Source organism: Streptomyces sp. NBC_00568, from assembly GCF_026341855.1.
Lineage (GTDB): Bacteria > Actinomycetota > Actinomycetes > Streptomycetales > Streptomycetaceae > Streptomyces.
This window is the reverse complement of record NZ_JAPENW010000001.1, coordinates 1,664,577-1,688,943: the sequence shown is the minus strand read 5'-3', so window position 1 is coordinate 1,688,943 and position 24,367 is coordinate 1,664,577. Positions and strand designations below refer to the sequence as shown.

The 24,367-nt window shown below is 70.7% G+C and carries 21 protein-coding genes and 1 riboswitch; of the genes, 10 read left to right on the top strand and 11 right to left on the bottom strand.

Annotated elements, in window-relative coordinates:
• Positions 1 to 129 precede the first annotated feature (129 nt).
• Positions 130 to 279: riboswitch (cobalamin riboswitch) on the bottom strand.
• Between the two features lie 204 nt (positions 280 to 483).
• The 3 genes from mctP to OOK38_RS07130 all read right to left on the bottom strand — a co-directional run bounded on the left by mctP (position 484) and on the right by OOK38_RS07130 (position 3,321).
• On the bottom strand, positions 484 to 2,094 hold the full coding sequence (gene mctP, locus OOK38_RS07140) for a monocarboxylate uptake permease MctP (protein ID WP_266762587.1): 1,611 nt from the start codon (positions 2,092 to 2,094) through the stop codon (positions 484 to 486).
• Positions 2,091 to 2,354: a DUF3311 domain-containing protein gene (locus OOK38_RS07135; RefSeq protein WP_266762589.1), complete on the bottom strand. Its 264-nt coding sequence runs from the start codon at positions 2,352 to 2,354 to the stop codon at positions 2,091 to 2,093. The genes mctP and OOK38_RS07135 overlap by 4 nt, the downstream gene beginning before the upstream one ends.
• A gap of 202 nt (positions 2,355 to 2,556) precedes the next feature.
• Positions 2,557 to 3,321 carry a GntR family transcriptional regulator gene (locus tag OOK38_RS07130; RefSeq protein ID WP_266762591.1) on the bottom strand — a complete coding sequence of 255 codons (765 nt, stop codon included), beginning with the start codon at positions 3,319 to 3,321 and terminating at the stop codon, positions 2,557 to 2,559.
• Positions 3,322 to 3,748: 427 nt separating this feature from the next.
• On the opposite strand from OOK38_RS07130, the gene OOK38_RS07125 reads away from it, so the two are divergent.
• The 4 genes from OOK38_RS07125 to OOK38_RS07110 all read left to right on the top strand — a co-directional run bounded on the left by OOK38_RS07125 (position 3,749) and on the right by OOK38_RS07110 (position 8,777).
• The gene (locus OOK38_RS07125) at positions 3,749 to 5,032 is read left to right on the top strand and encodes an extracellular solute-binding protein (protein WP_266762593.1); all 1,284 of its coding nucleotides are present in this window, start codon (positions 3,749 to 3,751) and stop codon (positions 5,030 to 5,032) included.
• A 146-nt stretch (positions 5,033 to 5,178) separates the two neighbouring features.
• The gene (locus tag OOK38_RS07120) at positions 5,179 to 6,165 is read left to right on the top strand and encodes a carbohydrate ABC transporter permease (protein WP_266762595.1); all 987 of its coding nucleotides are present in this window, start codon (positions 5,179 to 5,181) and stop codon (positions 6,163 to 6,165) included.
• Positions 6,162 to 7,037, top strand: coding sequence for a carbohydrate ABC transporter permease (locus OOK38_RS07115; protein ID WP_266762596.1), 876 nt, complete (start codon positions 6,162 to 6,164; stop codon positions 7,035 to 7,037). Before OOK38_RS07120 ends, OOK38_RS07115 begins: the two co-directional genes overlap by 4 nt.
• 9 nt (positions 7,038 to 7,046) lie before the next feature.
• Positions 7,047 to 8,777: a glycoside hydrolase family 3 protein gene (locus OOK38_RS07110; protein WP_266762598.1), complete on the top strand. Its 1,731-nt coding sequence runs from the start codon at positions 7,047 to 7,049 to the stop codon at positions 8,775 to 8,777.
• A 400-nt stretch (positions 8,778 to 9,177) separates the two neighbouring features.
• Here the strand turns inward: OOK38_RS07110 and nagB are convergent, their stop codons facing one another.
• Positions 9,178 to 9,963, bottom strand: a complete 786-nt coding sequence (gene nagB, locus OOK38_RS07105) for a glucosamine-6-phosphate deaminase (protein ID WP_266762600.1) — start codon at positions 9,961 to 9,963, stop codon at positions 9,178 to 9,180.
• A gap of 597 nt (positions 9,964 to 10,560) precedes the next feature.
• On the opposite strand from nagB, the gene OOK38_RS07100 reads away from it, so the two are divergent.
• Positions 10,561 to 12,036, top strand: a complete 1,476-nt coding sequence (locus OOK38_RS07100) for a sensor histidine kinase (protein ID WP_266762602.1) — start codon at positions 10,561 to 10,563, stop codon at positions 12,034 to 12,036.
• A 277-nt stretch (positions 12,037 to 12,313) separates the two neighbouring features.
• Here OOK38_RS07100 and OOK38_RS07095 read toward each other — a convergent pair whose 3' ends face one another.
• Together OOK38_RS07095 and OOK38_RS07090 are read right to left on the bottom strand one after the other, a co-directional pair.
• A complete protein-coding gene (locus OOK38_RS07095) occupies positions 12,314 to 12,571 on the bottom strand; it encodes a WhiB family transcriptional regulator (RefSeq protein ID WP_006380970.1) in 258 nt (85 codons plus the stop codon).
• Positions 12,572 to 12,889: 318 nt separating this feature from the next.
• Positions 12,890 to 13,858 (bottom strand): diacylglycerol kinase family protein, encoded by a 969-nt coding sequence (locus OOK38_RS07090; RefSeq protein ID WP_266848237.1) that lies wholly within the window; start codon positions 13,856 to 13,858, stop codon positions 12,890 to 12,892.
• Between the two features lie 171 nt (positions 13,859 to 14,029).
• On the opposite strand from OOK38_RS07090, the gene OOK38_RS07085 reads away from it, so the two are divergent.
• Complete coding sequence (locus OOK38_RS07085) at positions 14,030 to 14,482, top strand: hypothetical protein (protein WP_266762605.1); 453 nt, start codon at positions 14,030 to 14,032, stop codon at positions 14,480 to 14,482.
• 7 nt (positions 14,483 to 14,489) lie between these two features.
• Here OOK38_RS07085 and OOK38_RS07080 read toward each other — a convergent pair whose 3' ends face one another.
• The 3 genes from OOK38_RS07080 to OOK38_RS07070 all read right to left on the bottom strand — a co-directional run bounded on the left by OOK38_RS07080 (position 14,490) and on the right by OOK38_RS07070 (position 16,610).
• Positions 14,490 to 15,656 carry an RNA polymerase sigma factor SigF gene (locus OOK38_RS07080; protein WP_266848235.1) on the bottom strand — a complete coding sequence of 389 codons (1,167 nt, stop codon included), beginning with the start codon at positions 15,654 to 15,656 and terminating at the stop codon, positions 14,490 to 14,492.
• On the bottom strand, positions 15,653 to 16,066 hold the full coding sequence (locus OOK38_RS07075) for an anti-sigma regulatory factor (RefSeq protein ID WP_054228129.1): 414 nt from the start codon (positions 16,064 to 16,066) through the stop codon (positions 15,653 to 15,655). The genes OOK38_RS07080 and OOK38_RS07075 overlap by 4 nt, the downstream gene beginning before the upstream one ends.
• A 283-nt stretch (positions 16,067 to 16,349) precedes the next feature.
• Positions 16,350 to 16,610, bottom strand: a complete 261-nt coding sequence (locus tag OOK38_RS07070; protein WP_266762609.1) for a UBP-type zinc finger domain-containing protein — start codon at positions 16,608 to 16,610, stop codon at positions 16,350 to 16,352.
• 62 nt (positions 16,611 to 16,672) lie between these two features.
• On the opposite strand from OOK38_RS07070, the gene OOK38_RS07065 reads away from it, so the two are divergent.
• Positions 16,673 to 18,268: a Na+/H+ antiporter gene (locus tag OOK38_RS07065; protein ID WP_266762611.1), complete on the top strand. Its 1,596-nt coding sequence runs from the start codon at positions 16,673 to 16,675 to the stop codon at positions 18,266 to 18,268.
• Here OOK38_RS07065 and OOK38_RS07060 read toward each other — a convergent pair.
• Positions 18,250 to 19,191 (bottom strand): 1-aminocyclopropane-1-carboxylate deaminase/D-cysteine desulfhydrase, encoded by a 942-nt coding sequence (locus OOK38_RS07060; RefSeq protein WP_266765846.1) that lies wholly within the window; start codon positions 19,189 to 19,191, stop codon positions 18,250 to 18,252. The two genes, OOK38_RS07065 and OOK38_RS07060, sit on opposite strands and share 19 nt — an antisense overlap.
• Before the next feature lie 455 nt (positions 19,192 to 19,646).
• Positions 19,647 to 20,237, bottom strand: a complete 591-nt coding sequence (locus OOK38_RS07055; RefSeq protein WP_266762612.1) for an N-acetylmuramoyl-L-alanine amidase — start codon at positions 20,235 to 20,237, stop codon at positions 19,647 to 19,649.
• A gap of 365 nt (positions 20,238 to 20,602) precedes the next feature.
• Here OOK38_RS07055 and OOK38_RS07050 point away from each other — a divergent pair, with 365 nt between their 5' ends.
• The 3 genes from OOK38_RS07050 (at position 20,603) to OOK38_RS07040 (ending at position 24,230) form a co-directional block, all read left to right on the top strand.
• Positions 20,603 to 22,009, top strand: a complete 1,407-nt coding sequence (locus OOK38_RS07050) for a family 2B encapsulin nanocompartment shell protein (RefSeq protein WP_266762614.1) — start codon at positions 20,603 to 20,605, stop codon at positions 22,007 to 22,009.
• Between the two features lie 220 nt (positions 22,010 to 22,229).
• On the top strand, positions 22,230 to 23,276 hold the full coding sequence (locus OOK38_RS07045) for a family 2 encapsulin nanocompartment cargo protein polyprenyl transferase (protein ID WP_266762616.1): 1,047 nt from the start codon (positions 22,230 to 22,232) through the stop codon (positions 23,274 to 23,276).
• A 321-nt stretch (positions 23,277 to 23,597) separates the two neighbouring features.
• Positions 23,598 to 24,230 (top strand): N-acetyltransferase, encoded by a 633-nt coding sequence (locus tag OOK38_RS07040; protein ID WP_266762618.1) that lies wholly within the window; start codon positions 23,598 to 23,600, stop codon positions 24,228 to 24,230.
• Positions 24,231 to 24,367: the final 137 nt, after the last annotated feature.

Sequence of the window (24,367 nt, the reverse complement as noted above, 5' to 3'; positions counted from 1 at the left end):
GGCTCTCCCTCGCTCGGCACGGGGCCTTGCGGGGAGGCACGGGGCACACGGGAGCGCTTCTGGGCAGCAGCGCACCGCGTCCACCGGCCCATTCCGCGAGGCCCGGACGTCGTCGGCACCCGGGCCGGACGGCCGGGGCGCGCTGTCGGCAGGTCCTCGGACTGACGCGAGCGCGGTCGCGTGGGTACGCGAACACACACAAGTACACCGTTGCGGGACAGTTCCGGATTCGCACCGGATTCCCCTGCGGTGACAGCGACCATGAGCATACATCTTGTGCCGGGCTCCGGGAGTACCCCCACATGTTGTGTCGGGTAGGCATCGGAGAGCGCTACGGAGTGTGCTGGAGCGTCAACTCGTAGGTGAGCGGCCGGAGGTCGTCGGGCCGCGTGCGAGGGCCTCGCCGTGCCCGCCCGCCCGGCACGGCGACGGGCCGCCGGTTTCCCTCCCGGCGGCCCGTCGTCCGTGGTGCGTGACCTGTGGCTAGTGGCTCGCGCCCGCCGTGGCCGGGGGGAGCTCCGTCTCGACCCCGGGGTCCCCCGCGTCGGCCGTGTAGTCCCCGGGCGACGTCTCGTCGATGCCGTCGGGGGCCTTGAACGCCCGCAGGGCGAAGGTGAGGACGACGGACACGGCCACGTTCAGGAGGAACGCCGTCAGGCCGATGTAGCCGATCTCCCCGATGCCGGGGATCTCCTTCGAGCTGCCGCCGAAGTGCTTCTGGGTCGGCGAGGCCACCCCGTAGGCGGCGATCGTGCCGTAGAGCATGCCGACCGCCCAGCCGCCGAGCAGCGCCCAGCGGTGGAACCAGCGGGTGAACAGGCCACCGACCAGCGCAGGGAACGTCTGCAGGATCCAGATGCCGCCGAGCAGCTGGAAGTTGATCGCGACGGTCTTGTCCATGGTCAGGACGAAGACCAGCGCGCCCACCTTCACCAGGAGCGAGACCAGCTTGGAGACCTGGGTCTCCTGCCGCGGGGTCGCGTCCGGCTTGATGAAGTCCTTGTAGATGTTGCGGGTGAAGAGGTTCGCGGCCGCGATGGACATGATGGCCGCCGGGACGAGTGCCCCGATGCCGATGGCGGCGAAGGCCACGCCCGCGAACCAGGCCGGGAACATGGTCTCGAAGAGCTGGGGGATCGCCAGCTGCCCGTTCTGCACCTTCACGCCGGCCGCGATCGCCATGAACCCGAGCAGGGCGAGCAGGCCCAGCATCAGCGAGTACAGCGGCAGGATCGTGGTGTTGCGCCGGATCACCTCCCGGCTGCGGCTGGACAGCGTCGCGGTGATCGAGTGCGGATACATGAACAGCGCCAGCGCGGAGCCGAGCGCGAGGGTGGCGTACGTCCACTGGCCCGCCTCGGCGGGGACGAGCCCGCCGGCGCCCGCGGCCGTGTACTTGTCGCTCGCCGCCTTGAAGATCTCGTCGAAGCCGCCCAGCTTGATCGGGATGTAGATGATGGCCACCGCGATCACGATGTAGATCAGGGTGTCTTTCACGAACGCGATCAGGGCGGGGGCCCGCAGCCCCGAGGAGTAGGTGTACGCGGCCAGCACGCCGAAGGCGATGAGGAGCGGCAGGTCCTTGACGAACCAGTTGGTGCTCTCGCCGCCGCCCACGCCCATCACGTCGAGGACGGCCTGGATGCCGACCAGCTGGAGCGCGATGTACGGCATGGTCGCCAGGATGCCGGTGACGGCCACGGCGAGGGACAGGCCCTTGGAGCCGAAGCGGCCGCGCACGAAGTCCGAGGTCGTCACATAGCCGTGCTTGTGGGAGACCGACCAGAGGCGGGGCAGGAAGGTGAAGATCAGCGGGTAGACCAGGATCGTGTACGGCACGGCGAAGAAGCCGGCCGCGCCCGCCGCGTAGATCGCCGCCGGTACGGCGACGAAGGTGTACGCCGTGTAGAGGTCGCCGCCGAGCAGGAACCAGGTCACCCAGGTGCCGAAGGACCGGCCGCCCAGGCCCCATTCGTCGAGGCTGTGTTCGTTGTCGGCCCTGCGCCAGCGCGCGGCCAGGAAGCCCATGACCGTGACGGCCAGGAAGAAGAAGACGAAGACGCCGAGGGCGACGCCGTTCACACCGTCGTTCATGCTCCGGCACCTCCCTTCGCGGAGGCGCGGGCCCGCTGGTCACGCTTCCACAGCTGGTACGCGGTCACCGTCAGCGCCGTGGAGAGGACCACCCACAGCATCTGGTACCAGTAGAAGAACGGGATGCCGATGAAGGCCGGGTCGGTCTTGGCGTAGGAGCCGACCCACAGCATCGCGACGAACGGCGCGAGCAGACAGAGGGCGATCACCGCACGGACCGGTGTGACCACCGGTGGTTTCACTTCGGGCAGGTCTGACATGGGTCGGCTCCGTCCCCTCATCGATCACCTGGGTAACGCGCAGGCAATCTAGGCGACGGTTCCGCTTTAGGGAACCCCTCGCCGGACGGCGGGTGTGGAGGGTTCGTGAGGGTGCGCGCGGGGCCCCTCATCAGGAGCGGAACCCCTCGGAGGGGTACCGGTCCTGACGGCCAGTCCGGGCCCGCGCGCCATCCCGCGTGGCTCAGTCCTGCGGGCGCTTGAGGCGGGCGACGAACTTGTACCGGTCTCCCCGGTACACCGACCGCACCCACTCCACCGGCTCGCCCTGCCGGTCGATCGAGTGGCGGGAGAGCATCAGCATGGGCAGACCCACATCGGTGCCGAGCAGTCCGGCCTCGCGCGGGGTCGCCAGCGAGGTCTCGATGGTCTCCTCGGCCTCGGCGAGATGGACGTCGTAGACCTCGGCGAGCGCGGTGTAGAGAGAGGTGTACTTGACGAGCGACCTGCGCAGGGCAGGGAAGCGCTTGGCGGAGAGGTGGGTCGTCTCGATGGCCATCGGCTCGCCGCTCGCGAGGCGCAGCCGCTCGATGCGCAGCACCCGGCCGCCGGACGAGATGTCGAGCAGGCCGGCGAGGGTCTCGTCCGCGGTGATGTAGCCGATATCCAGCAGCTGCGAGGTGGGTTCGAGGCCCTGGGCGCGCATGTCCTCGGTGTACGAGGTCAGTTGGAGCGCCTGGGAGACCTTCGGTTTGGCGACGAAGGTGCCCTTGCCCTGGATGCGTTCGAGGCGGCCCTCGACGACCAGCTCCTGAAGGGCCTGCCGCACCGTGGTGCGCGAGGTGTCGAACTCGGCGGCGAGGGTCCGCTCGGGCGGTACCGGCGTACCGGGCGGCAGTGTCTCCGTCATGTCGAGCAGGTGCTTCTTGAGGCGGTAGTACTTGGGCACGCGCGCGGTACGGATGGGCGCCCCACCCTCGTTCTCCGCACTGCTGACGTCGGTGCTCATGCTCTGCCTTCCCGGCTCCGGATGCCGAAGCGACCGACCTACCGTCGGCCACGGCTCACATCGTGGCACGGCTTGACGTGCGAGTGTCCCCCGCACGCTCCGTGATCCCCTCTATATACCGTCGGCGTACTCGTTGGTCTAGTCCATCACGCGCAGACGGCCGTGCGCGCGACTCCGCGGGCGGCCCTTTCGCGGGCCCTGAACAGCCCCGCTGTTTATGCCGCTTACCTACTTAAAGGTCCTTGCATATGTAGGTCCCATAACGGACGACTGGACGGGCTTACGCACCCTTGACACCCCCCTAGGTCTAGGCCAAGCTCCCCGTACTGGTCTACACCATTGGTCCAGTCCCGGCCCCACGGGCGGTACACGGCGTTATGTCACCGCGGGGAGCAGGGGGGTTTGTGGCATCCCTGAGGAGGGTGGCGTGAAGCGCAAGCTGATAGCCGCGATCGGTATCGCGGGCATGATGTTCTCCATCGCGGCGTGCGGGAACGACGACAAGTCCGGGGGGTCGGACAAGGGCGCGGACGCCAAAGAGCTGACCGTCTGGCTCACGGTCGACGCCCAGAACAACTGGCCCGAGCTGGTCAAGGCGGCCGACGCGGCGATCAAGGCGAAGCACCCCGGCATCAAGATCAACCACGAGTACTACGGCTGGCCGGACAAGAACACCAAGCTCGACGCCGTCCTCGCCACCGACAAGGCGCCCGACGTGGTCGAGATGGGCAACACCGAGATGCTCGGCTACATGGTCAAGGGCGCCTTCGCTCCCCTGGACACGGCCAAGTTCGAGAACTCGGACGCCTGGCTGGACGGCCTCAAGGCCTCCGTGACCTACGACGGCAAGACCTACGGTGTGCCGTACTACGCCGGTGGCCGCGTCGGCAACTGGCGCAAGGACCTCGCCGCCTCCGTCGGCGTGAAGACCCCGCCGAAGACGTACAAGGAGCTCACCTCCGCCCTGGACAAGATCCAGAAGAAGCAGGGTGACAAGTTCAGCGCCTGGTACCAGCCCACCCGCGACTGGTACGCGGCGATGTCCTTCGTCTACGACGCCGGCGGCTCCATCGCGAAGGAGGAGGGCGGCCAGTGGAAGGCCAACCTCTCCTCGCCCGAGTCGGTCAAGGGCCTCACCGAGTTCAAGAACGTCGTCGACACGTACATGCACGGCGACAAGACCAAGGACGAGTCCGACCGCTACATCGTCTACGGCCAGGGCAAGTCCGGCATGATCTTCGGCGCCGCCTGGGAGGGCGCGACCGCCGAGGACCCGAAGAGCGACAAGACCGGCAAGCTCAAGGGCAACCTCGAGAACTTCGTGATGCCCGGCCCGTCCGGCAAGAACCTCCCGGTCTTCCTGGGCGGCTCCGACCTCGCCGTCCCGGTGAAGTCGAAGGCGCAGGCCGTCGCCGCCGAGTGGATCAACGCGTTCACCGGCGCCAAGGGCCAGAAGGGCCTGATGGGCAAGGGCAACCTGCCCAACAACAAGACCGACCTCGCCACCCTGAAGAACGACCCGGCGACGGTCGTCCCGGCCACCGCGGCCGAGTCCAACTGGTTCGTCCCGATGGCGCCGGGCTGGGGCCAGGTCGAGAAGGCCCAGGTCCTGCAGACCATGCTGCAGAGCATCGGCACCGGCAAGAAGTCGGTCGAGGACGCCGCGAAGGAAGCGGACGCCAAGATCGACAAGGTCATCAACACCAAGTGACCTGATTGCGGGGCCCCGTCGGTCCTCCTTCGCGGAGGGGCGGGGCCCTGCCTCCCGTACGGCCCGGCCCGGGGCTCGTCCCCGCGGCGCCCGGCCGTGCGGGCCTTCGCTTTCGTACGACCTGAGGGACCGCTGAGGAGCGCGCGATGAGTGCCGCAGACACGACCACCCCCGCCAAGGTGCCGCCTCCGCGGCAGGCACCGCCACCGGCCGTCCCCAAGGCGCCACGCGTCAAGCGGACCTCGGGCACGACGGCGGCCCCCTGGGCCCTGCTCGCCCCGTGCCTGCTGATCCTCGCGCTGGTCCTCGGCTATCCGCTGGTGCGCCTGGTCACGCTCTCCTTCCAGAAGTTCGGGCAGTCCCAGCTCTGGGGCTTCCAGCCGGCCGAGTCGGTCGGCTTCGACAACTTCTCCAAGGTGCTCGGGGACGGCGAGTTCTGGGCGGTGGTCGTCCGGACGATCGTCTTCGCCGGCGGGGCCGTCGTCTTCACGATGGTCATCGGCATGCTGATCGCGCTGCTCCTCCAGCGGGTCTCGGGCTGGGTGAAGACGCTCATCAACATCGTGCTGGTGGCCAGCTGGGGCATGCCGATCATCGTGGCCACCACGGTCTTCAAGTGGCTCTTCGACTCCGACTACGGCGTCCTCAACGCGCTGCTCAGCAAGCTCCCCGGCGTCGACATGATCGGCCACAACTGGTTCGCGAGCGGTCCGCAGGGCCTGACCGTGATCATGCTCCTGGTCGTCTGGGGCGCGGTGCCGTTCGTCGTCATCACGCTCAGCGCGGGACTCACCCAGGTGCCCGCGGAGCTGGAGGAGGCCGCACGGCTCGACGGCGCGGGCGCCTGGGGCGTCTTCCGCTATGTGACGCTGCCGATCCTCAAGCCGATCATCGTGATGCTCACGACCCTCTCCGTCATCTGGGACATGGGTGTCTTCCCGCAGGTCTTCGTCATGCGCAACGGACACCCCGAGGCCGAGTTCCAACTGCTCACCACGTACTCGTACGACCGCGCCTTCGTCGTCAACGACTACGCGCAGGGATCGGCGATCGCCCTGCTGACCGTGCTGCTGCTCCTGGGCGTGGTCGCCGTGTACATGCGTCAGATGCTGAAGATCGGAGAGGTCGAATGAGCGCCGTCGCCACGCCCGGGCGCACATCCGCCGCGGGGCGGAAGTCCTCCGGGCCCCGCAAGTCCAAGCTCGGCTGGAACCTGCTCGGCCTGCTGGTCTTCCTCACCGCGGGCTTCCCCGTCTACTGGATGTTCAACACGGCCTTCAAGCCGGCCAAGGACGCCATCGACCCCGACCCGAGCCTGTTCCCCACGGGGCTGACGCTCGACAACTTCCGCCGCGCGCTGGACATCGCCGACTTCTGGGGCCCGGTGGGCCGCAGCCTCGTCGTGTCGCTCGCCGTGGTCGTGATCGGCATCGTGGTGGGGATGCTGGCCGCGCTGGCCATCTCCCGCTTCGCCTTCCGCGGCCGCAAGGTCGTGATCGTCGGCATCCTCGCGGTCCAGATGGTCCCGCTGGTCGCCATGATCATCCCGGTCTTCCTGCTGCTGAACGACCTCGACCAGTACGACAGGCTCTCCGGTCTGATCATCACGTATCTGACCTTCATCCTCCCCTTCACGGTGTGGACGCTGCGCGGCTTCATCGTCAACATCCCGAAGGAGCTGGAGGAGGCGGCGATGGTCGACGGGTGCAGCCGCACGGGCGCCTTCATCCGCGTGGTCTTCCCGCTGCTGGCTCCCGGCATGGTCGCGACGTCCGTCTACGCCTTCATCCAGGCGTGGAACGAATACCTGTACGCCCTGATGCTGATGAGCCAGAAGAACCAGACCGCCACCGTCTGGCTCGGCAATTTCACCACCAAGCACGGCACCGAGTACGCCCCGATGATGGCCGGATCCACCATGATGGCCGTGCCGATCGTCGTCCTGTTCCTCCTTGTCCAGCGCAAGATGGCCGCGGGTCTGACCGCGGGCGCCGTGAAGGGATAACGCCTCCCGATGACGACATTCGCCAGTGGTACCACTGCGTCCAATTCAAAGGATGGCCTGACGCGCGACGCCCTCACCGTGCTCCAGCCCGGATTCACCGGGACCACGGCGCCGGACTGGCTGCTCCGCCGCCTCGGTGAAGGCCTCGCCTCCGTCGGCCTGTTCGGCCGCAACATCGCCTCGCCCGATCAACTGGCCGCCCTGACAGCCCAGTTGCGCGTCGAACGCGACGATGTCCTCGTCGCCATCGACGAGGAGGGCGGCGACGTCACCCGCCTGGAGGTGCGCACCGGTTCGTCCTTCCCGGGCAACCACGCGCTGGGCGCCGTCGACGACGTGTCGCTCACCGAGGACGTCGCCCGTGAACTCGGCCGCCGGCTGGCCGCGTGCGGGGTGAACCTCAACTGGGCGCCGTCCGCCGACGTGAACTCCAACCCCTCCAACCCGGTCATCGGCGTACGGTCCTTCGGCGCCGACACCGACCTGGTGGCCCGGCACACGGCCGCCTACGTCACCGGCCTCCAGGCCGCCGGCGTGGCCGCCTGCACCAAGCACTTCCCGGGCCACGGGGACACCGCGGTGGACTCCCACCACGCCCTGCCCCGCATCGACGCGGACCTGTCGGTCCTCCAGTCGCGCGAGCTCGTCCCGTTCCGGGCCGCCATCGCCGCGGGCAGCCGTGCCGTGATGAGCGCGCACATCCTCGTCCCGGCGCTGGACCCGGACCGCCCGGCCACCCTCTCCCGCCGCATCCTCACGGGCCTGCTGCGCGAGGAACTCGGCTACGACGGTCTCATCGTCACCGACGGCATGGAGATGCAGGCCATCTCCGCGACGTACGGCATCGAGCGGGGCAGCGTGCTGGCCATCGCGGCCGGAGCGGACGCCATCTGCGTCGGCGGCGGACTGGCGGACGACGACACCGTGCGCCGTCTCCGCGACGCCCTGGTCTCCGCCGTCCGTGCCGGCGAACTCCCCGAGGAACGCCTCGCGGACGCGGCGAACCGGGTGCGGGCGCTGGCCGAGTGGACGGCCGCGGCCTCCGCGGCCTCCGGGACCGCCACGGCCGCCTCCGCCTCGGCGGCCGGGACCGCGGACGGAACCATCGCGGCCGCGCCGCGCGCCGTGGTGACCGGCGGGAGCGCCACCGCCCCCGGCGCGCACGACATGAATGGCTTGAACGGTTCGAACGCTTCGAACGCCACGGGTGGCTCGAACGGCACGGTCGGTTCGAACGCTTCGAACGGCTCGGGCGGCTCGCTCCGTACGGCCGGCTCGAACGGTACGGGCGGAGCCGTCGATGTCGGCCTGGTCGCCGCCCGGCGCGCGCTCACCGTGACCCGCTCGGCGTCGTACACCCCGCTCACCGGCGCCCCCTTCGTCGCCGCGCTCACCCCGGTCGCGAACATCGCCGTCGGTGACGAGACCCCCTGGGGTGTGGCCGCCGAGCTGGCCCGGCTGCTTCCCGGCACGGAGACCGGCAGCTTCACCGGCGAGGACGCGGGCTCCTCGGCCCTCGCCGCCGCGGGCGAGCGGCCCCTCGTCGCGGTCGTCCGCGACGAACACCGCCATCCCTGGATGGCGGCGGCCCTCGACACGCTTCTCGCGTCCCGCCCCGACACCGTGGTGGTCGAGATGGGTGTTCCCCAGTCGGCGCCCCGGGGCGCCCTGCACATCGCCACCCACGGCGCCGCGCGGGTGTGCGGCCAGGCGGCGGCGGAGGTCATCGCGGGGGAGTAGCGGACCGCCCGTCGGGCCACACGCACGGATGCCGGGCCTCCCTGGGGAGGCCCGGCATCCGTGCGTTCACCGCTCGGGGGCGCGCTCGCGGCGCCGGACCGTGACGCCGGACCGCGAGGCCCGGGCGCGATCAGTGCGGCCCGGCGCGGTCAGGGTGGCCCGGTGCGGCCCGGTGCGGCCCGGTGCGGACAGGGGCGGACAAGGGCGGACAGGGAGGCCGGGCGCGATCCGCGAAGCCCGGGCATGATCCGTGCGGCCGGCGCGGCCAGGGGGCCGGGCGCGGGCCGCGACCCTGGGCACGACCCGTGTGGCCCCGTGTGGCCCGGTGCGGCCCGCTGCGGCCCGGCGCCGCCAGGGAGGCGGGGCGCGGGCCGGGTGACCGCAGGGGCCAGGAGCTGTCCTAGATGCCCTGCCAGTCCGGCTTGGCGGCGAACGTGTGGCGGAAGTAGTCCCCGAGCTTCAGCTTGGACGCGGCGGCGTCGTCGACGACCACGGTCGCGTGCGGGTGCAACTGCAACGCCGACGCCGGGCAGATCGCCGCGACCGGCCCCTCGACCGTCGCCGCCACGGCGTCCGCCTTGCCCTCCCCGGTCGCGAGCAGCACCAGGTGCCGCGCCTCCAGGATCGTGCCGATGCCCTGCGTGATGACGTGGTGCGGGACCTGCTCGATGTCGCCGTCGAAGAACCGGGCGTTGTCCACGCGGGTCTGCTCGGTCAGCGTCTTGATCCGGGTCCGCGAGGCGAGCGAGGAGCACGGCTCGTTGAAGCCGATGTGCCCGTCCGTCCCGATCCCCAGCAACTGGAGGTCGACGCCGCCGGCGGCGGTCAGCGCCTTGTCGTACGCCTCGCACGCGGCCTGGACGTCCGTCGCGGTGCCGTCGGGCCCCATGAACGCGTCCATGCCGAGACCCAGCGGCTCCAGCACCTCACGGCGCAGCACGGAGCGGTAGGACTCGGGGTGCTCGGCCGGCAGCCCCACGTACTCGTCGAGCTGCGCGATGCGCGCCCCCGAGGCGTCCACGGCGCCGGAACCCACTCGGGCCGCCAGCGCCTCGTAGATGGGCAGCGGCGTCGAGCCGGTGGCCACGCCGAGCAGGGCGTCGGGCTTGCGCCTGAGCAGTTCCGCCATGGCCTCGGCGATCAGCTCGCCGCCCGCCTTGGCGTCCGGGACGATGACAACTTCCACGCTGGGCCTGCCGATCTGGAGAGGGGACTCAGGGGACTCAACTGGAACCCGAAGGGCATGTGGTATAGACCAATCTAGCAGAGCGTCACCCTTCCGTCGCCCCGGCGGGCCAGTGCGCGCTTCCATTGCACTCCCCGAGCAGGGGGCCCGCGCGTCCGGACCGCCCCGGACGCGCTCATCCGGCAACTCCGCCCGTTCAGGAACCGAAGCGGGATAGTCTGATGGGTGCTTCTGGTGTTGGATAAGCGGACAACAAAGAACACCAGCGGGCGCACGGGCTGCGGACACATGGACGCAGGACCGTGGTCTAGTCCACAATGCTTTGAGAAACTGAACAAGCCTCCGTCTTCCCCGCACAGGAAGGCGGACCGAGGAACCGGCGCTCTCTGCCCTGACTGCTCCGGCTCCTCTCTTCGGCCGACCGGGACCGCACACCCCACGGCCGATGTTGCTCCGGGCTGCGGTGCCGGGAGGGTTGAGGGTCCCTCCCAGGCGCCGCGGCCCGCGGGTGTTTCCGGCGCCCTGCGGCGCCCCTGGGGGACCCGCACGGGTGGCTGATTTCGGGACCTGTCGGATCCGCCGGGTACGCTCGCACACGTGCCCTCCATGAACGACCTCGTACGCCAGCACACCGCCCTCGGTGATTCCGATCTCGAGTGGCTGCATCTGCTGGTCTCGGAGTGGCAGTTGCTCTCCGACCTCTCCTTCGCCGACCTCGTGCTGTGGGTTCCCACGCGCGACGGCACCCGCTATGTCTCGGTCGCGCAGATGCGCCCCAACACGGGGCCCACCTCGTATCAGGACGACATGGTCGGCCATCTCGTCCCGCGCGGCCGCCGCCCCCTGCTGGACGCGGCGCTCGACGAGGGCCGGATCGTGCGCGAGGGCGACCCCGAGTGGCGCGAGGAGGTCCCGGTCCGGGTCGAGTCCATTCCCGTGCGCCGCGAGGGCCGTGTCCTCGGTGTCATCGCCCGCAACACCAACCTGCTCACGGTGCGCACCCCGAGCCGCCTCGAACTGACGTATCTGCAGAGCGCCTCCGACCTCGCGCAGATGATCGCCGCCGGCACCTTCCCGTTCCCCGACCAGCAGGTCGACATGGACGCCTCGCCGCGGGTCGGCGACGGACTGATCCGCCTCGACGCGGACGGCGTCGTCCAGTACGCCTCACCGAACGCGCTCTCCGCGTACCACCGGCTGGGCCTGGCCGCCGACCTGGTGGGCTGCAACCTCGGCTCCACGACCGCCGAACTCGCCCCGTCCCGGGGTCCGGTCGACGAGGCGCTGTCCAAGGTCGCCAGCGGCTGGGCGCCCCGCGAGTTCGAGATCGAGAGCGCCGAGGGCGTGATCCAGCTGCGCGCGATCCCGCTCAAGCCCAAGGGGACCCGGGTCGGTTCCCTGGTCCTGCTCCGTGACGTCACCGAACTGCGCCGCCGCGAGCGCGAGTTGATCACCAAGGACGCCACCATCCGGGAGATCCACCACCGGGTGAAGAACAACCTCCAGACGGTGGCGGCCCTGCTGCGGCTCCAGGCCCGCCGCATCGACTCGGACCGCGGCCGGGAAGCCCTGGAGGAAGCCGTGCGCCGGGTCGGTTCGATCGCGATCGTGCACGAGACGCTCTCCCAGAACCTGGACGAGCGGGTGGAGTTCGACGAGATCGCCGACCGGGTGCTCGCCATGGTCGCCGAGATCTCACCCGGCAAGGTCACCGGCCGGCGCACCGGACGCTTCGGCATCCTGGACGCCGAGGTCGCGACCCCGCTCTCCATGGTCCTCACCGAGATCCTCCAGAACGCGCTGGAGCACGGCTTCCGCGAGGGTGACCGGGGCACCGTCGAGGTCTCCGCGGTGCGCGGCGGCACCTCCAAGGACGCCCGCCTGCTGGTCACCGTCCAGGACGACGGGGTCGGACTGCCCGAGGGCTTCGACCCGCACCGCTCGGGCAACCTCGGCCTGCAGATCGTACGGACGCTGGTGGAGGGCGAGTTGGGCGGCACCTTCGACATGGTGGCCGCTCCGGAGCGCGGCACCCAGGTGCTCCTGGACATCCCGGTGGTCGTACCCAAGTAGCAGGCCCGGACAGGCATCCGGACAAATACCCGCACAAGTGGCCGACGGGCAGGGGCAGTCGATGCCCATGAGCGCCCGTCACTCTCCGTGACCGACGTCGGGCGCCAGGAGCGCCGGACACCGGACGCGAACAGCAATGAGCCCCGGACCACAGGTGGTCCGGGGCTGAAAGCTCGTTGCATCAAGCGCATCGGGGTACTGCGCGCTGCGGCTCGGGGGCGGGAGTTGCGTACTCGCTGTACGCGCCGCCAAGCTCAGGCTCGTGCGGGGTGGAACGTCAGGCGGTGGCCTGACGAGCTCGGTTGCGGGCGGCACGGCGCTTCATTGCGCGGCGCTCGTCCTCGCTGAGGCCACCCCAGACGCCGGAGTCCTGGCCGGACTCGAGCGCCCACTGCAGGCACTGCTCCATGACGGGGCAGCGGCGGCAGACGGCCTTGGCTTCCTCGATCTGCAGCAGCGCAGGACCGGTGTTGCCGATGGGGAAGAAGAGCTCGGGGTCTTCCTCGCGGCAAACGGCGTTGTGACGCCAGTCCATGGCTGCTACCTCTCCTTGGTATTACATGCACGTTGCTTGTGAATGTGAACGCTTTCACGAATCCCTCAACAAGTGAAGGGCCGACAACCAGACGGACTGGTGTGGTCCTGTGTTTTGAGGAGGGGTTCCGGTGCTCTGTGGGGCCGATGTTGCGGGCCGTCCCGAGCGCCACGTAGAGACTCGCAAACCTCAGCGGCGGATACAACCCCTTCCGGAAAGTTTTTTTTGATTCCTCGGTGTCGGCTGAGTCACAGCCGTACTTCCATGGGGTGGACCCTGGCCTAAACGTTCGAGTGAAAGGATTTTGGCCCCTTCCGCTCACACAATCACACGCAGTGCACGGCGTACGCCTGTGAACGTCACGCTAGTACGCAGTCCGAGATGGTCGCCGTCCATCTGAAGGGGCAGTGGCACCTTCGAATGCAAGGTGAAGTCCGTCAGGTCATGCAGGGAGACGGCGTGCTTGCCCTGGGGGCCGCGTTCGGGGGACGAAGTGAGCAACTGGGTGGCATACCGGGCAACCGAGGCCGTCGACATGCGGCTGAGGGCGAGTACGTCGAGTCCGGTATCGAACGAGGCCTTAGGCGCCGCGTACACCGGACGATTGCCGAGAAACGTCCACGGCGCGGTGTTGCAGATGATGGACAGGACCAGATCGGTGACCGGGTCCGCGCCGGGGCGCTCCAGGGTGATCGTTCCGTGCCGGCGGTGAGGTTCGTCCAAAAACTGGCGTACCACTTGGCGGAGATACAGCGCATGGGTGGAGCGCCGACCGCGTTCGCGCTGCTGCTCGACCCGCCCCACCACCCCCGCGTCGAAGCCGAGGCCGGCGCAGAAGGTGAACCAGCGGGAAGGTACGGCCCCGTCCTCCGTGCCGGGAGTCCCCGCGGCGAGGCCGAGGCCGACCGTGCGCTCGCGCTCCTCGCGCAGCGCGTCCAGCAGGGCGCCGGTCGCCTCCACGGCGTCGTTCGGCAGGCCGAGGGCGCGGGCGAAGACGTTGGTGGAACCGCCGGGGACCACGGCGAGGCGGGGCAGGCTTTCCGGGTCGGGGCCCCGGTGGAGAAGACCGTTCACGACCTCGTTGACCGTGCCGTCCCCGCCGAGGGCCACGACCAGGTCTATCTCGTCGCTGTCCGCGGCCTGTCTGGCGAGGTCCCGGGCGTGCCCGCGGTACTCGGTGGTGACCGCCTCGAGCTTCATCTCACTGGCCAGCGCGTGGATCAAGACGTCACGCGTCCGCGCACTTGTGGTGGTTGCTGCCGGATTGACCACGAGAAGTGCGCGCATGCGAAGCAGCGTACCTACTGGGTGGTACTCGGCCCAGACCGAGGTAGGGATCGAGTAAGAGGTCCGGGGTGAGCGGGGACGCGGCAAATGGATCGGCGCGAGCCCTGGGACCGGGCCGTACCCGGCCCCCGGGGCACCCGGCGGTCCGGAGCCGACGGCTACTCTTCAGGAGTGAGCCGTGAGCAGAATCCCACCCCCGACGCCCCCCTCGCCGAACCCCGTCCCGGGCGGCTGACCGCCGCGGCGGCGCTGGCCGCGCTGGAGGGGACCGCCCTCGTGGCGGGCGGCGTCTGCGTCCTCGTCCTCGGACTCACGGGCGACCCCGACAACCGGCAGCAGGCCGTCACCGGCGGCGTCACGCTGATCGTGCTCGCGCTGCTGCCGCTGCTCGCCGCGCGCGGACTGCTGCTGCGCCGCGGCTGGAGCCGGGGCCCGGCCCTCATCACCCAGATCATGGCGCTGCCGGTCGCCTACACCCTGCTCCAGGCCGACAGCGTCGCGATCCCCGCCGGCATCGCCCTCGCGGCCGTCGCGGTGGCGGCCCTGGTGCTGCTGCTGAACCCGGCAACGACACGGGCCCTCGGAATCCGAGGGCCCGGCGGTGACGTACAGGACGAGAAGTAGGCGGGTCTCACTCCTCGACGAGGAGCTTCTCCCGCAGCTGGGCCAGGGTGCGGGCCAGCAGCCGAGAGACATGCATCTGCGAGATGCCGACCTCCTGCGCGATCTGCGACTGCGTCATGTTGCCGAAGAAGCGAAGCAGCAGGATCCGCTTCTCCCGAGGAGGCAGGTCCTCCAGGAGCGGCTTCAGGGACTCCCGGTACTCGACGCCCTCCAGCGCCTCGTCCTCGGCGCCCAGGGTGTCCGCGACGGCCGGGGACTCGTCGTCCGTGTCGGGGACGTCCAGGGACAGCGTGGAGTACGCGTTGGCGGACTCCAGGCCCTCCAGGACCTCCTCCTCCGAGATGGCCAGCTTCTCGGCCAGCTCGTGGACCGTCGGTGAGCGGCCGTGCAGCTGGGAGAGCTCCGCGGTCGCCGTGGTCAGAGCCAGCCGCAGTTCCTGGAGGCGACGCGGGACGCGCACCGCCCAGCCCTTGTCCCGGAAGTGCCGCTTGATCTCGCCGACCACCGTCGGGGTCGCGTACGTCGAGAACTCGACGCCGCGCTCCGGGTCGAACCGGTCGACCGACTTGATCAGCCCGATCGTCGCGACCTGGGTGAGGTCGTCCAGCGGCTCACCGCGGTTGCGGAAGCGGCGCGCGAGGTGCTCGACGAGCGGCAGATGCATGCGGACCAGCTGATTGCGCAGCTCCGCGTACTCGGCGCTGCCGTCCTGCAGCTTGCGCAGCTCGATGAACATCGCCCGGGCCCCGCTGCGGTCCTGGGGATCGTGCTGGATGTGCTGGGCGCTCGGCCCGTGCTGGACCGGCTGGGCGCTCGGCCCGTGCTGGACCGGCTGGGCACTCGGCCCGTGCTGCGCGCCCTGCACGTTCTGCTCCGCGTTTCGCTCGTGCTCGCTCATAGTCCCGCCCGTCACCATTCCCCGAGCTCGCGGCTCTTCCCCCATGTCCTCGGCTGCGCTCGAACCGGGGGAACCTCCCCGGACGGGGGAGGAGACCCCCAGCTGCGCTGCGGCTGCCGAGGAGACGCCGTTCTCCGGATGCGGCCGGGCCTGTTCGGGGATGCCGTCGACGCCGTCCGCCGTGTGCCGCGGCCCGTCGAGGCCGTCGGCGCGCTCCGCGGGAGGCTCCCGTGTGCCGCGCTCTTCGTCCCGCACCGGCCCGTCCCCGTTCCTCACGCCGGCCCGGGTCCCGCGCCGCGCTGTTTGTAGAGGCTGATCGAAACGGTCTTGTCCTCGGCGACGGTGGAGTCGACCTTCCCCGCGAGGGCGGAAAGGACGGTCCACGCGAAAGTGTCACGTGACGGAGCGTGACCGTCCGTGGTCGGCGCCGAGACCGTGACCTCCAGTGAGTCGTCGATGAGCCGGAAGACACAACTGAGCACCGAACCGGGGACGGCCTGCTGCAGCAGGATCGCGCAGGCCTCGTCCACCGCGATGCGCAGGTCCTCGATCTCGTCGAGGGTGAAGTCCAAACGGGCTGCCAGCCCGGCCGTGGCCGTGCGCAGTACCGACAGGTAGGCACCCGCGGCCGGCAGCCGGACTTCCACGAAGTCCTTCGTCGCGGGCTCGCCTGCGATCTGGGACACCCTCACCTCCATGGTGGTACAAGCTCATTCGAGCTCTTTCGGGGCCGAGGGTCGCCCCCCGGGGTAACGCGCTACGTCGTTCAGCGGTGACGCTACCGCGCTCCCGACTTTCCTGTCCTGGGGACCCCGCCCCTTGCTGTCACTCATAGTAAGCCTATGAGTACGGACAGTGGCTAGGGGTCTGCGGCCCCAAATAGGAAGAGCGCGCGCCGGGTTGACGTACCCAGACGTCAGACGGTCGAACCGTCCGGATCCTGAGTCACACGCGCACGTGATCCACGGCTCAGACGAGTACGTGGTCCACGAAGCACCAACGCCAGTTCTCCCCCGGCTCGAACGTGCGCATGATCGGATGCCCCGTGTCCTTGTGGTGCTCGGTCGCGTGCCGCAGAGGTGAGGAGTCGCAACAGGCGAGATGCCCGCACTCCAGGCACAGCCGGAGCTGCACCGGGTGGGTGCCGGCCGCCACGCACTCCTGGCAGGTCTCGCTCCGGGGCTCGGGTTCGGGCTGCGGCAGCGCGTCGGCGTGCGTGCACTGTTTCATGATGGCCAGGTTACGTCGGGTGTGGCGGGATGCCGCGCGAAGAAGAGGGCGGGCGGAAGACGATGCACGTGTTGCCACTGTTGTTGCTGGTCGCGGGGAGCGCGGCGGTCGCCGGCGCCGCCCGCCGTACCCCGGTTCCGGCGCCTCTGCTGCTCGTCACCGTGGGCCTGATCGTCTCGTACATCCCCGGGGTGCCCCCGTACGAACTCGACCCCGAGGTCGTCCTCCCGCTGCTGCTGCCCCCGCTGCTGTACACGGCGGCCACCGACAGCTCCTACCTCGACCTGAGGGCCCAGTTGAGGCCCGTCGCGCTCCTGTCGGTGGGCTACGTCCTCTTCGCGACCCTCGTGGTCGGCTGGGTCGCCTATCTGCTCGTGCCGAGCCTGCCGCTGACCGCGGCCCTGGTGCTCGGCGCGGTCGTCGCGCCGCCGGACGCGGTGGCCGCGACGGCGGTGGCGCGCCGGGTGGGGCTGCCCTCACGGATCACCACGATCCTGCAGGGCGAGTCCCTGGTGAACGACGCGACCGCGATCACCGCCTACAAGGTGGCGCTCGCCGCGGCGGTCGGCGAGGGCGCGACCTGGGCGGGCGGCGTCCGCGAGTTCCTGCTCGCGGCGGTCGGCGGGGTGGTCGTCGGACTCGTCCTGATGATCCCCATCCACTGGCTGCGCACCCACATGAACGAAGCGCTCCTGCAGAACACCCTCTCCCTGCTGATCCCCTTCGTCGCCTACGGCGTCGCCGAACAGTTCAACGCCTCCGGGGTGCTCGCGGTCGTCGTCGTCGCGCTCTACCTCGGACACCGCTCCTGGGAGGTGGACTTCGCGACCCGGCTCCAGGAGGAGGCGGTCTGGAAAATGGTCGCGTTCATCCTGGAGTCCGCGGTGTTCGCGCTGATCGGACTGCAACTGCCGGTCGTCCTGAAGGGCCTCGGGGCGTACGAGGGCACGACCGCCGCCTGGTACGCGATCGCCCTCTTCCTCGTCGTCGTCGCGACCCGCTTCGTGTGGGTCTACCCCGCCACCTTCCTGCCCCGCATCCTCTCGGCGCGCATCCGGGAACGCGAGGCGAACCCCACCTGGAAGGCGCCGTTCGTCATCGGCTGGGCCGGCATGCGCGGCGTCGTCTCGCTCGCCATCGCCTTCTCCATCCCGCTCACCGTGCACGGCGGCGACGCCTTCCCCGACCGCAACCTGATCCTCTTCCTGACCTTCACCACCGTCATCGGCACCCTGGTCGTGCAGGGCCTGACGCTGCCCCCGCTGATCCGGATGCTGAAGCTGCCGGGACGCGACACCCAGGCCGAGACGCTCGCCGAGGCCAACGCCCAGGCACAGGCCTCCCGCGCCGCCGAGCAGCGCCTCGACGAACTCCTCGCCGACGAGCGCAACGCGCTGCCCCCGCCGCTCGCCGAACGCCTGCGCACCGTCCTGGAGCGGCGGCGGAACGCCGTCTGGGAGCGGCTCGGCGCGGTCAACCCGGTCACCGGCGAGACCGCCGACGACACCTACCGCCGCCTCTCCCGCGAGATGATCGGCGCCGAGCGCGAGGTCTTCGTCAAGTTGCGCGACTACCGCTACATCGACGACGAGATGCTCCGCACGCTGCTGCGCCGACTGGACCTGGAGGAGGCGGCGGCCTACCGGGAGGCGGCCTGAGGCGCGGCTCCCGCGGCGGGGAACGGCGCTCCGGTGATCACCGCCGCCACCGTCGTGCCGCCCGGGAACGCGCCCTCCTCGGCGAGGGCGACAAGTCCGTACAGCATCTTGGCGACATAGAGACGTTCGACCGGCAGCCCGTGGCGCTGCTCGAAGTCCTCCGCGAAGGCGTCGAGTTCGGGAGTGGTACGGGCGTAGCCGCCGAAGTGGAAGCGGTCGTCGAGGGACCAGGTTCCGCGCCGGGCGCCGAAGGCGGCCGTCTGCAGGGCCGTCGTGTCGGCGTCGAGGAACCCGCCTCTGAGGACCGGGACGCCGAGGGCGCGCTGGCCGGGTGCGAGGCCTGCGGCCAGGCCCGCGAGGGTGCCGCCCGTGCCGCAGGCGACGGCGGCCACATCGATGCCGCCGTGGTCCCGCAGTTCCTCGCCGAGCGCCCGGCAGCCGCGTACCGCGAGGGCGTTGCTGCCGCCCTCGGGCACCACGTACGCGTCCTCGGTGTCCGTCGAGCCCAGGATCCCGGCCAGCGTGCGCGGCTCCGTCTTGCGGCGATAGGTCGGCCTGTCGACGAAGTGCAGGCGCATGCCGTCGGCCGCGCAGCGGGCGAGCGAGGGGTTGAGGGGGCGGTCCGCCAGCTCCTGGCCGCGGACCACGCCGAGGGTGGGCAGGCCCAGCAGGCGGCCGGCCGCGGCGGTGGCGCGCAGATGGTTCGAGTACGCCCCGCCGAAGGTGACCAGGGTGCGGCCGGCCGCCGCTTCGAGGTTCGGCGTCAGCTTGCGCCACTTGTTGCCGATCAGCTCCGGGTGGATCAGATCGTCCCGCTTCAGCAGCAGACGGACGCCGTGGCGCGCGAATCGCGCGTCCACGGCCTCCCGCAGCGGCGACGGAAGCCGCGGCCGGGGGCCGGCCGGGCCGAGCGTGTCGGGCATGCCCGGCGCGCCGCGGGCGGCGGCGGGATCCGGGGCATCGGGGCTGGTCACGCTCTCATTGTCGGACACCTGTCCGGGGAGGGCCGGACACCGGGGTGACCCGCGGCGTCGGTGGCTCACGTCGGCCGCGCGGTTCAGCGCCGGGATTCGCCCCGGGGCCCAGCTCCGGGATTCGTTCCTGGCCCAGCCGGGATTCAGCGCCGCGGTTCAGGCTTGGGGATCCAGCCCCGGGGTTCGGCCTCGCGGCTCAGCAGTGAACCGGCCGCGCGGTTCAGCGCGGTTGCCGGGGCGCAGATGTCCGGCTGGACCTCCCGCTCCTCCCGGTCTTCCTCGGCAGGCCAGGGGGTCGCCCCGGGGAACCAGCCCCGGAGAACCAGCCCCGGGGTTCGGCCCCGGCATTCAGCCTCTGGGTGCGGTCCTGGGTTCGGTCCGCAGTGAGCCCCGGGAGCATTCGCTCACTTCAGCAGCTCGCGGACCCGCCCCCGCAGGAAGCTCATCGTGAATCCTCGCGGGTCCACCTTGCCGGGCTGCCATTCCAAGTGGCCGATGACCGAGCGTTCCGTCCATCCGTAGTGCCGGCAGATCGCGGCGGAGACCTTGGCGATGGCGTCCAGCTGCGCCTCGGGCCACGGGTCCTTGCCGTCGCCGAGGTTCTCGCACTCGAAGCCGTAGAAGTGGCGGTTGCCGTCGGTGTTCGCCTCGTTGTCGTGCGGGAGCGCCTTCTCGGCGATCACCGCGCGCAGCACGTCGTCGTCGCCGAGGCCCGCGTGATTGGCCCGGCCGTAGCCGACCAGGTGGAGGACGCCGTCCTTGGTGATGACGCCGTGGCACAGCGGCCCCGGCAGGTCCCCGTGGCCCTCGCGGCAGATCCCGACCGTTCGCTCGGTGCCCGAGGTCACCGTGTGGTGGATCATCACGCCGTGCACCGGCCCCCACGGGCCCTTGTGATTGCGGTTGTGATGCTTCCAGTCGCCGACCTCGACGACATGGACGCCTTCCTCCCTGATCCGGTCCAGGAAGCTGCCCGCGGACATGGGCGAGGCCATGGCCGCCTCCTTCGCGCTGCGCGTCGGCCACCTTGCGCGGCCGGCTCGTATCGCAGCTTGTATCGCCGACCTGGGCGCCGGACCCACTCGTTCGCACGGCGTGCGAGCCGATCCGGTCAGTCGCGGAGGAACCGGTCGGGACCGGGGGAAAGCGTCTCCGGGGGCGGCGTCACGGTTCTCGGGCGTCCGAAGAGGCCCGAGCCCGGGGATTCACCGGCCGGCGGGCGGCGACCGGTCGACAGAATCACCCTCTCTGCCCAGGTCCGGGGTGATCCATTCCCCCTCATTCGTGTAATAGCACCAGCACACTCCGTGATGGAAGGCTGGCTCTGCAAGATCAGTGCACGACCGGGAGGGCAATTTTCATGTCGGTAGGCGAAGAGGTCCGCGCGGAGCAGGACCGTCCGCAGCAGAGTCTCGGCACATCAGCCGCGCGGAACCTGGCCACCACCACCAAGTCCGCGCCACAGATGCAGGAGATCAGCTCGCGGTGGCTGCTGCGCATGCTTCCGTGGGTGAACGTGCAGGGTGGCACGTACCGCGTGAACCGGCGGCTCAGTTACTCCGTGGGCGACGGTCGCGTCACGTTCGTCAAGACCGGCGACCGTGTCCAGGTGATCCCCGCGGAGCTCGGAGAACTGTCCGTACTGCGGTCGTACGAGGATCTGGAAGTGCTGGGCGAGCTCGCCCAGCGGTGCCAGCAGCGGGAGTTCGCCCCGGGGGATGTGCTGGCCTCGTTCGGCAGCCAGGCCGACGAGGTGTTCCTGCTGGCGCACGGCAAGGTCGAGAAGATCGGCACCGGCCCCTACGGCGACGACGCGGTGCTCGGTGTCCTCGCCGACGGCGCGTACTTCGGCGAGCAGGCGCTCATCGACCCGGAGGCCATCTGGGAGTACACGGCCCGCGCGGTGACGGCGGTCACCGTGCTCGCGCTGCCCCGCCAGGACCTCGAACAGGTGGCGGAGCGCTCCGATTCACTGCGGGAGCATCTCCAGGAACTGCGCGCGATCCCCTCGCAGCGCACCAACAAGTACGGCGAGAAGGAGATCGACCTCGCGGCCGGCCACACCGGCGAACCGGATATCCCGGGCACCTTCGTGGACTACGAGGCCACCCCGCGCGAGTACGAACTGAGCATCGCCCAGACCGTCCTGCGCCTGCACACGCGTGTGGCCGACCTCTACAACCAGCCGATGAACCAGACCGAGCAGCAGTTGCGGCTCACCGTGGAGGCGTTGAAGGAGCGCCAGGAGCACGAGCTCATCAACAACCGCGAGTTCGGCATGCTCAACAACTGCGAGTACGACCAGCGGCTCCAGCCGCACGACGGTGTACCGAGTCCCGACGACATGGACGAGCTGCTCAGCCGCCGCCGCGGCACCAAGCTGTTCCTCGCCCACCCGCGCGCGATCTCCGCGTTCGGCCGCGAACTGAACAAGCGCGGACTCGTCCCCGAGACCATCGAGATGGGCGGCAACCGCATCCCGACCTGGCGCGGGGTGCCGATCTTCCCGTGCAACAAGATCCCGGTCAGCGACGCCCGTACGACCTCGATCATCGCCATGCGTACCGGCGAGGCCGAACAGGGCGTGGTCGGGCTCCAGCAGGCGGGGCTTCCGGACGAGATCGAGCCGAGCCTGTCGGTGCGCTTCATGGGCATCAACGAACAGGCGATCATCTCCTACCTGGTGACGGCGTACTACTCGGCCGCGGTGCTCGTGCCGGACGCCCTCGGCATCCTGGAGAACGTCGAGATCGGCCGCTGGCGGTGACGTTCCGCGAAGCGGAGCCCGTCGTGTTCCCCTCCCTCGGGGCGGGAACACGGCGGGGGTGCGCGCCCGGCGGCCGTTCGGAGGCGACCGTCGGCGGACCGTCCGGTGCGATCGCGCGGGTGACCGCATGACGACGGAGACGCGGCAGGGTCCGGCCGGAATTCCGAACGGGCGGCGCCCGGCCGGCCCTCCGGACAGGCGAAGTGCCGGCGGGAGACCCATGGGAAGGCAGGGAGGGCCGAACCCGCTCGACGCTCAGGAGGCGGCGGGCATCCTGGAGCGGGCCCGGGCGTCCGTCGACCCCGAACTGCGCGGGGCGATCGACTCGCTGCCGGGCTCGATGCGCAGGATCGCGCTGTACCACTTCGGCTGGGAGCAGGCGGACGGCACTCCGGCGGCGGGGAACGCCGGCAAGGCCATCCGGCCCGCGCTCGTGCTGACCGCGGTCCAGGCGCTCGGCGGACAGCACGCGACGGCCGTACGCGCGGCCGCCGCGGTGGAGCTGATCCACAACTTCACACTGCTGCACGACGACGTGATGGACCGGGACACCACCCGCAGACACCGCCCCACCGCGTGGACCGTGTTCGGCGACGCCGACGCGATCCTCGCCGGGGACGCCCTGCAGGCGCTGGCACAGCGGCTGCTCGCCGAGGACCCGCACCCCGCGTCCTCGGCGGCCGCCGCGCGGCTCGCGGGCTGCGTCGTCGAACTCTGCGCCGGACAGCACACGGACACGGCCATGGAGCGGCTCGGCCCCGGCGAGGTCACCCTCGACGCGTGCCTGGCCATGGCCGAGGCCAAGACGGGCGCCCTGCTCGGCAGCGCCTGTGCCATCGGGGGGTTGTACGCGGGGGCGGACGCCGAGGACGTCGAGGCGCTCGACGCGTTCGGCCGGGAGGCCGGGCTCGCCTTCCAGCTGATCGACGACGTGATCGGGATCTGGGGGGACCCGGGCCGCACCGGCAAACCGGCCGGGGCGGACCTCGTCGCCCGCAAGAAATCGCTGCCCGTGGTCGCCGCGCTCACCTCGGGCGGCCCGGCGGCCGCGGAGCTGGCCGAGTTGTACGCGGCGCCTTACCGGGAAGGAGACATGGAGCGCACGGTGCTCGCCGTCGAGCGGGCGGGCGGGCGCGACTGGGCACAGGTCCAGGCGGCCGACCGGATGTCCCGGGCGATGCACGAACTGTCCCGGGCGGTCCCCGACCCCGAGGCGGCGGGAGGTCTGCTCGCCCTCGCCGAGTTCGTCACCCGGCGCAGCAGCTGACCGGCCCGGCCGGTCGAGGACCCCGGAGCCCCGGGCACCGTACGGCACCTGACATCCGTACGGTGCCGGGCTCCGGAGAGCGGGCCCCGCACATCCCCACGGTGTGCGGGGCCCGCGCCTTCGCGCATGCCGGACCGCGCGGCCGCCCGGGTCCGCGCGCCGGACCGCACACCCCCCTGGGTCACGCGCATCCGGTCTCCCGGGCGCCGGACATCCGGCCGCCCCACCCCTCGGGCACCCGGGTCGGTCCGCCGGCTCCGGGGCGATTAGGCTCAACCGCCGTACGGTCAAGGCCGGTTGGGGTGAAGGGCGGGGCAGGTCATGGGTGTGGCGATACGGGTGGCGGGCGAGGCGGACCGGGAGCTGGTCGTCCGGCTGCTGGACAAGGCGTTCCAGGACGATCCGGTGAGCAACTGGGTCTTCCCGGACCCGGCGCACCGCCGTGCGACGCACCCCAAGCTGATGGCGGCGTTCACCGACGTGGTGCTCGCCGAGGGGCGTGTGGACCTGGCCGAGGACGGTTCGGCGTGCGCACTGTGGCTGTCCCTCCCCGACGGCGATCACGGGGACGCGACGGAGAGCGATGGTGAGGACGAGGACGGCCCCGCGCAGCTGCGCGCGGCCGTCGACCCGGACAACGAACGGGTCGAGCTGATCGGCCGGCTGACGGCGGACGTCCACCCCGTGGGGCGCGCCCACGCGTACCTGTGGATGATCGGGGTGGCGCCGGAGCGCCAGGGCGAGGGGCTGGGCAGCGCGCTCATCGAGTCGGTCCTCGAACGCTGCGACCGCGAGGGCCTGGCCGCGTATCTGGAGGCCAGCAACGACCGCAGCCGCGCCCTGTACGAACGGCTCGGTTTCGTGCTCTCGGGCCGTCCCCTCGACCTGCCGGACGGCCCGCGGATGTGGCCGATGTGGCGCGACCCGCGCCCCGGGCGCCGGCCCCAGCTCTAGCTCCCGGCCCGCCGCGCCCCGGTCGCCGGGCCGGCCCTCGATCCCGGCCCGCAGCGGTCGCCGGTTCCAGCTCTGGATCCCGGCCCGGCCCGCCCCGACCAGTCGCCGGGCCCAGCTCTGGATCCCGGCCCGGCCTG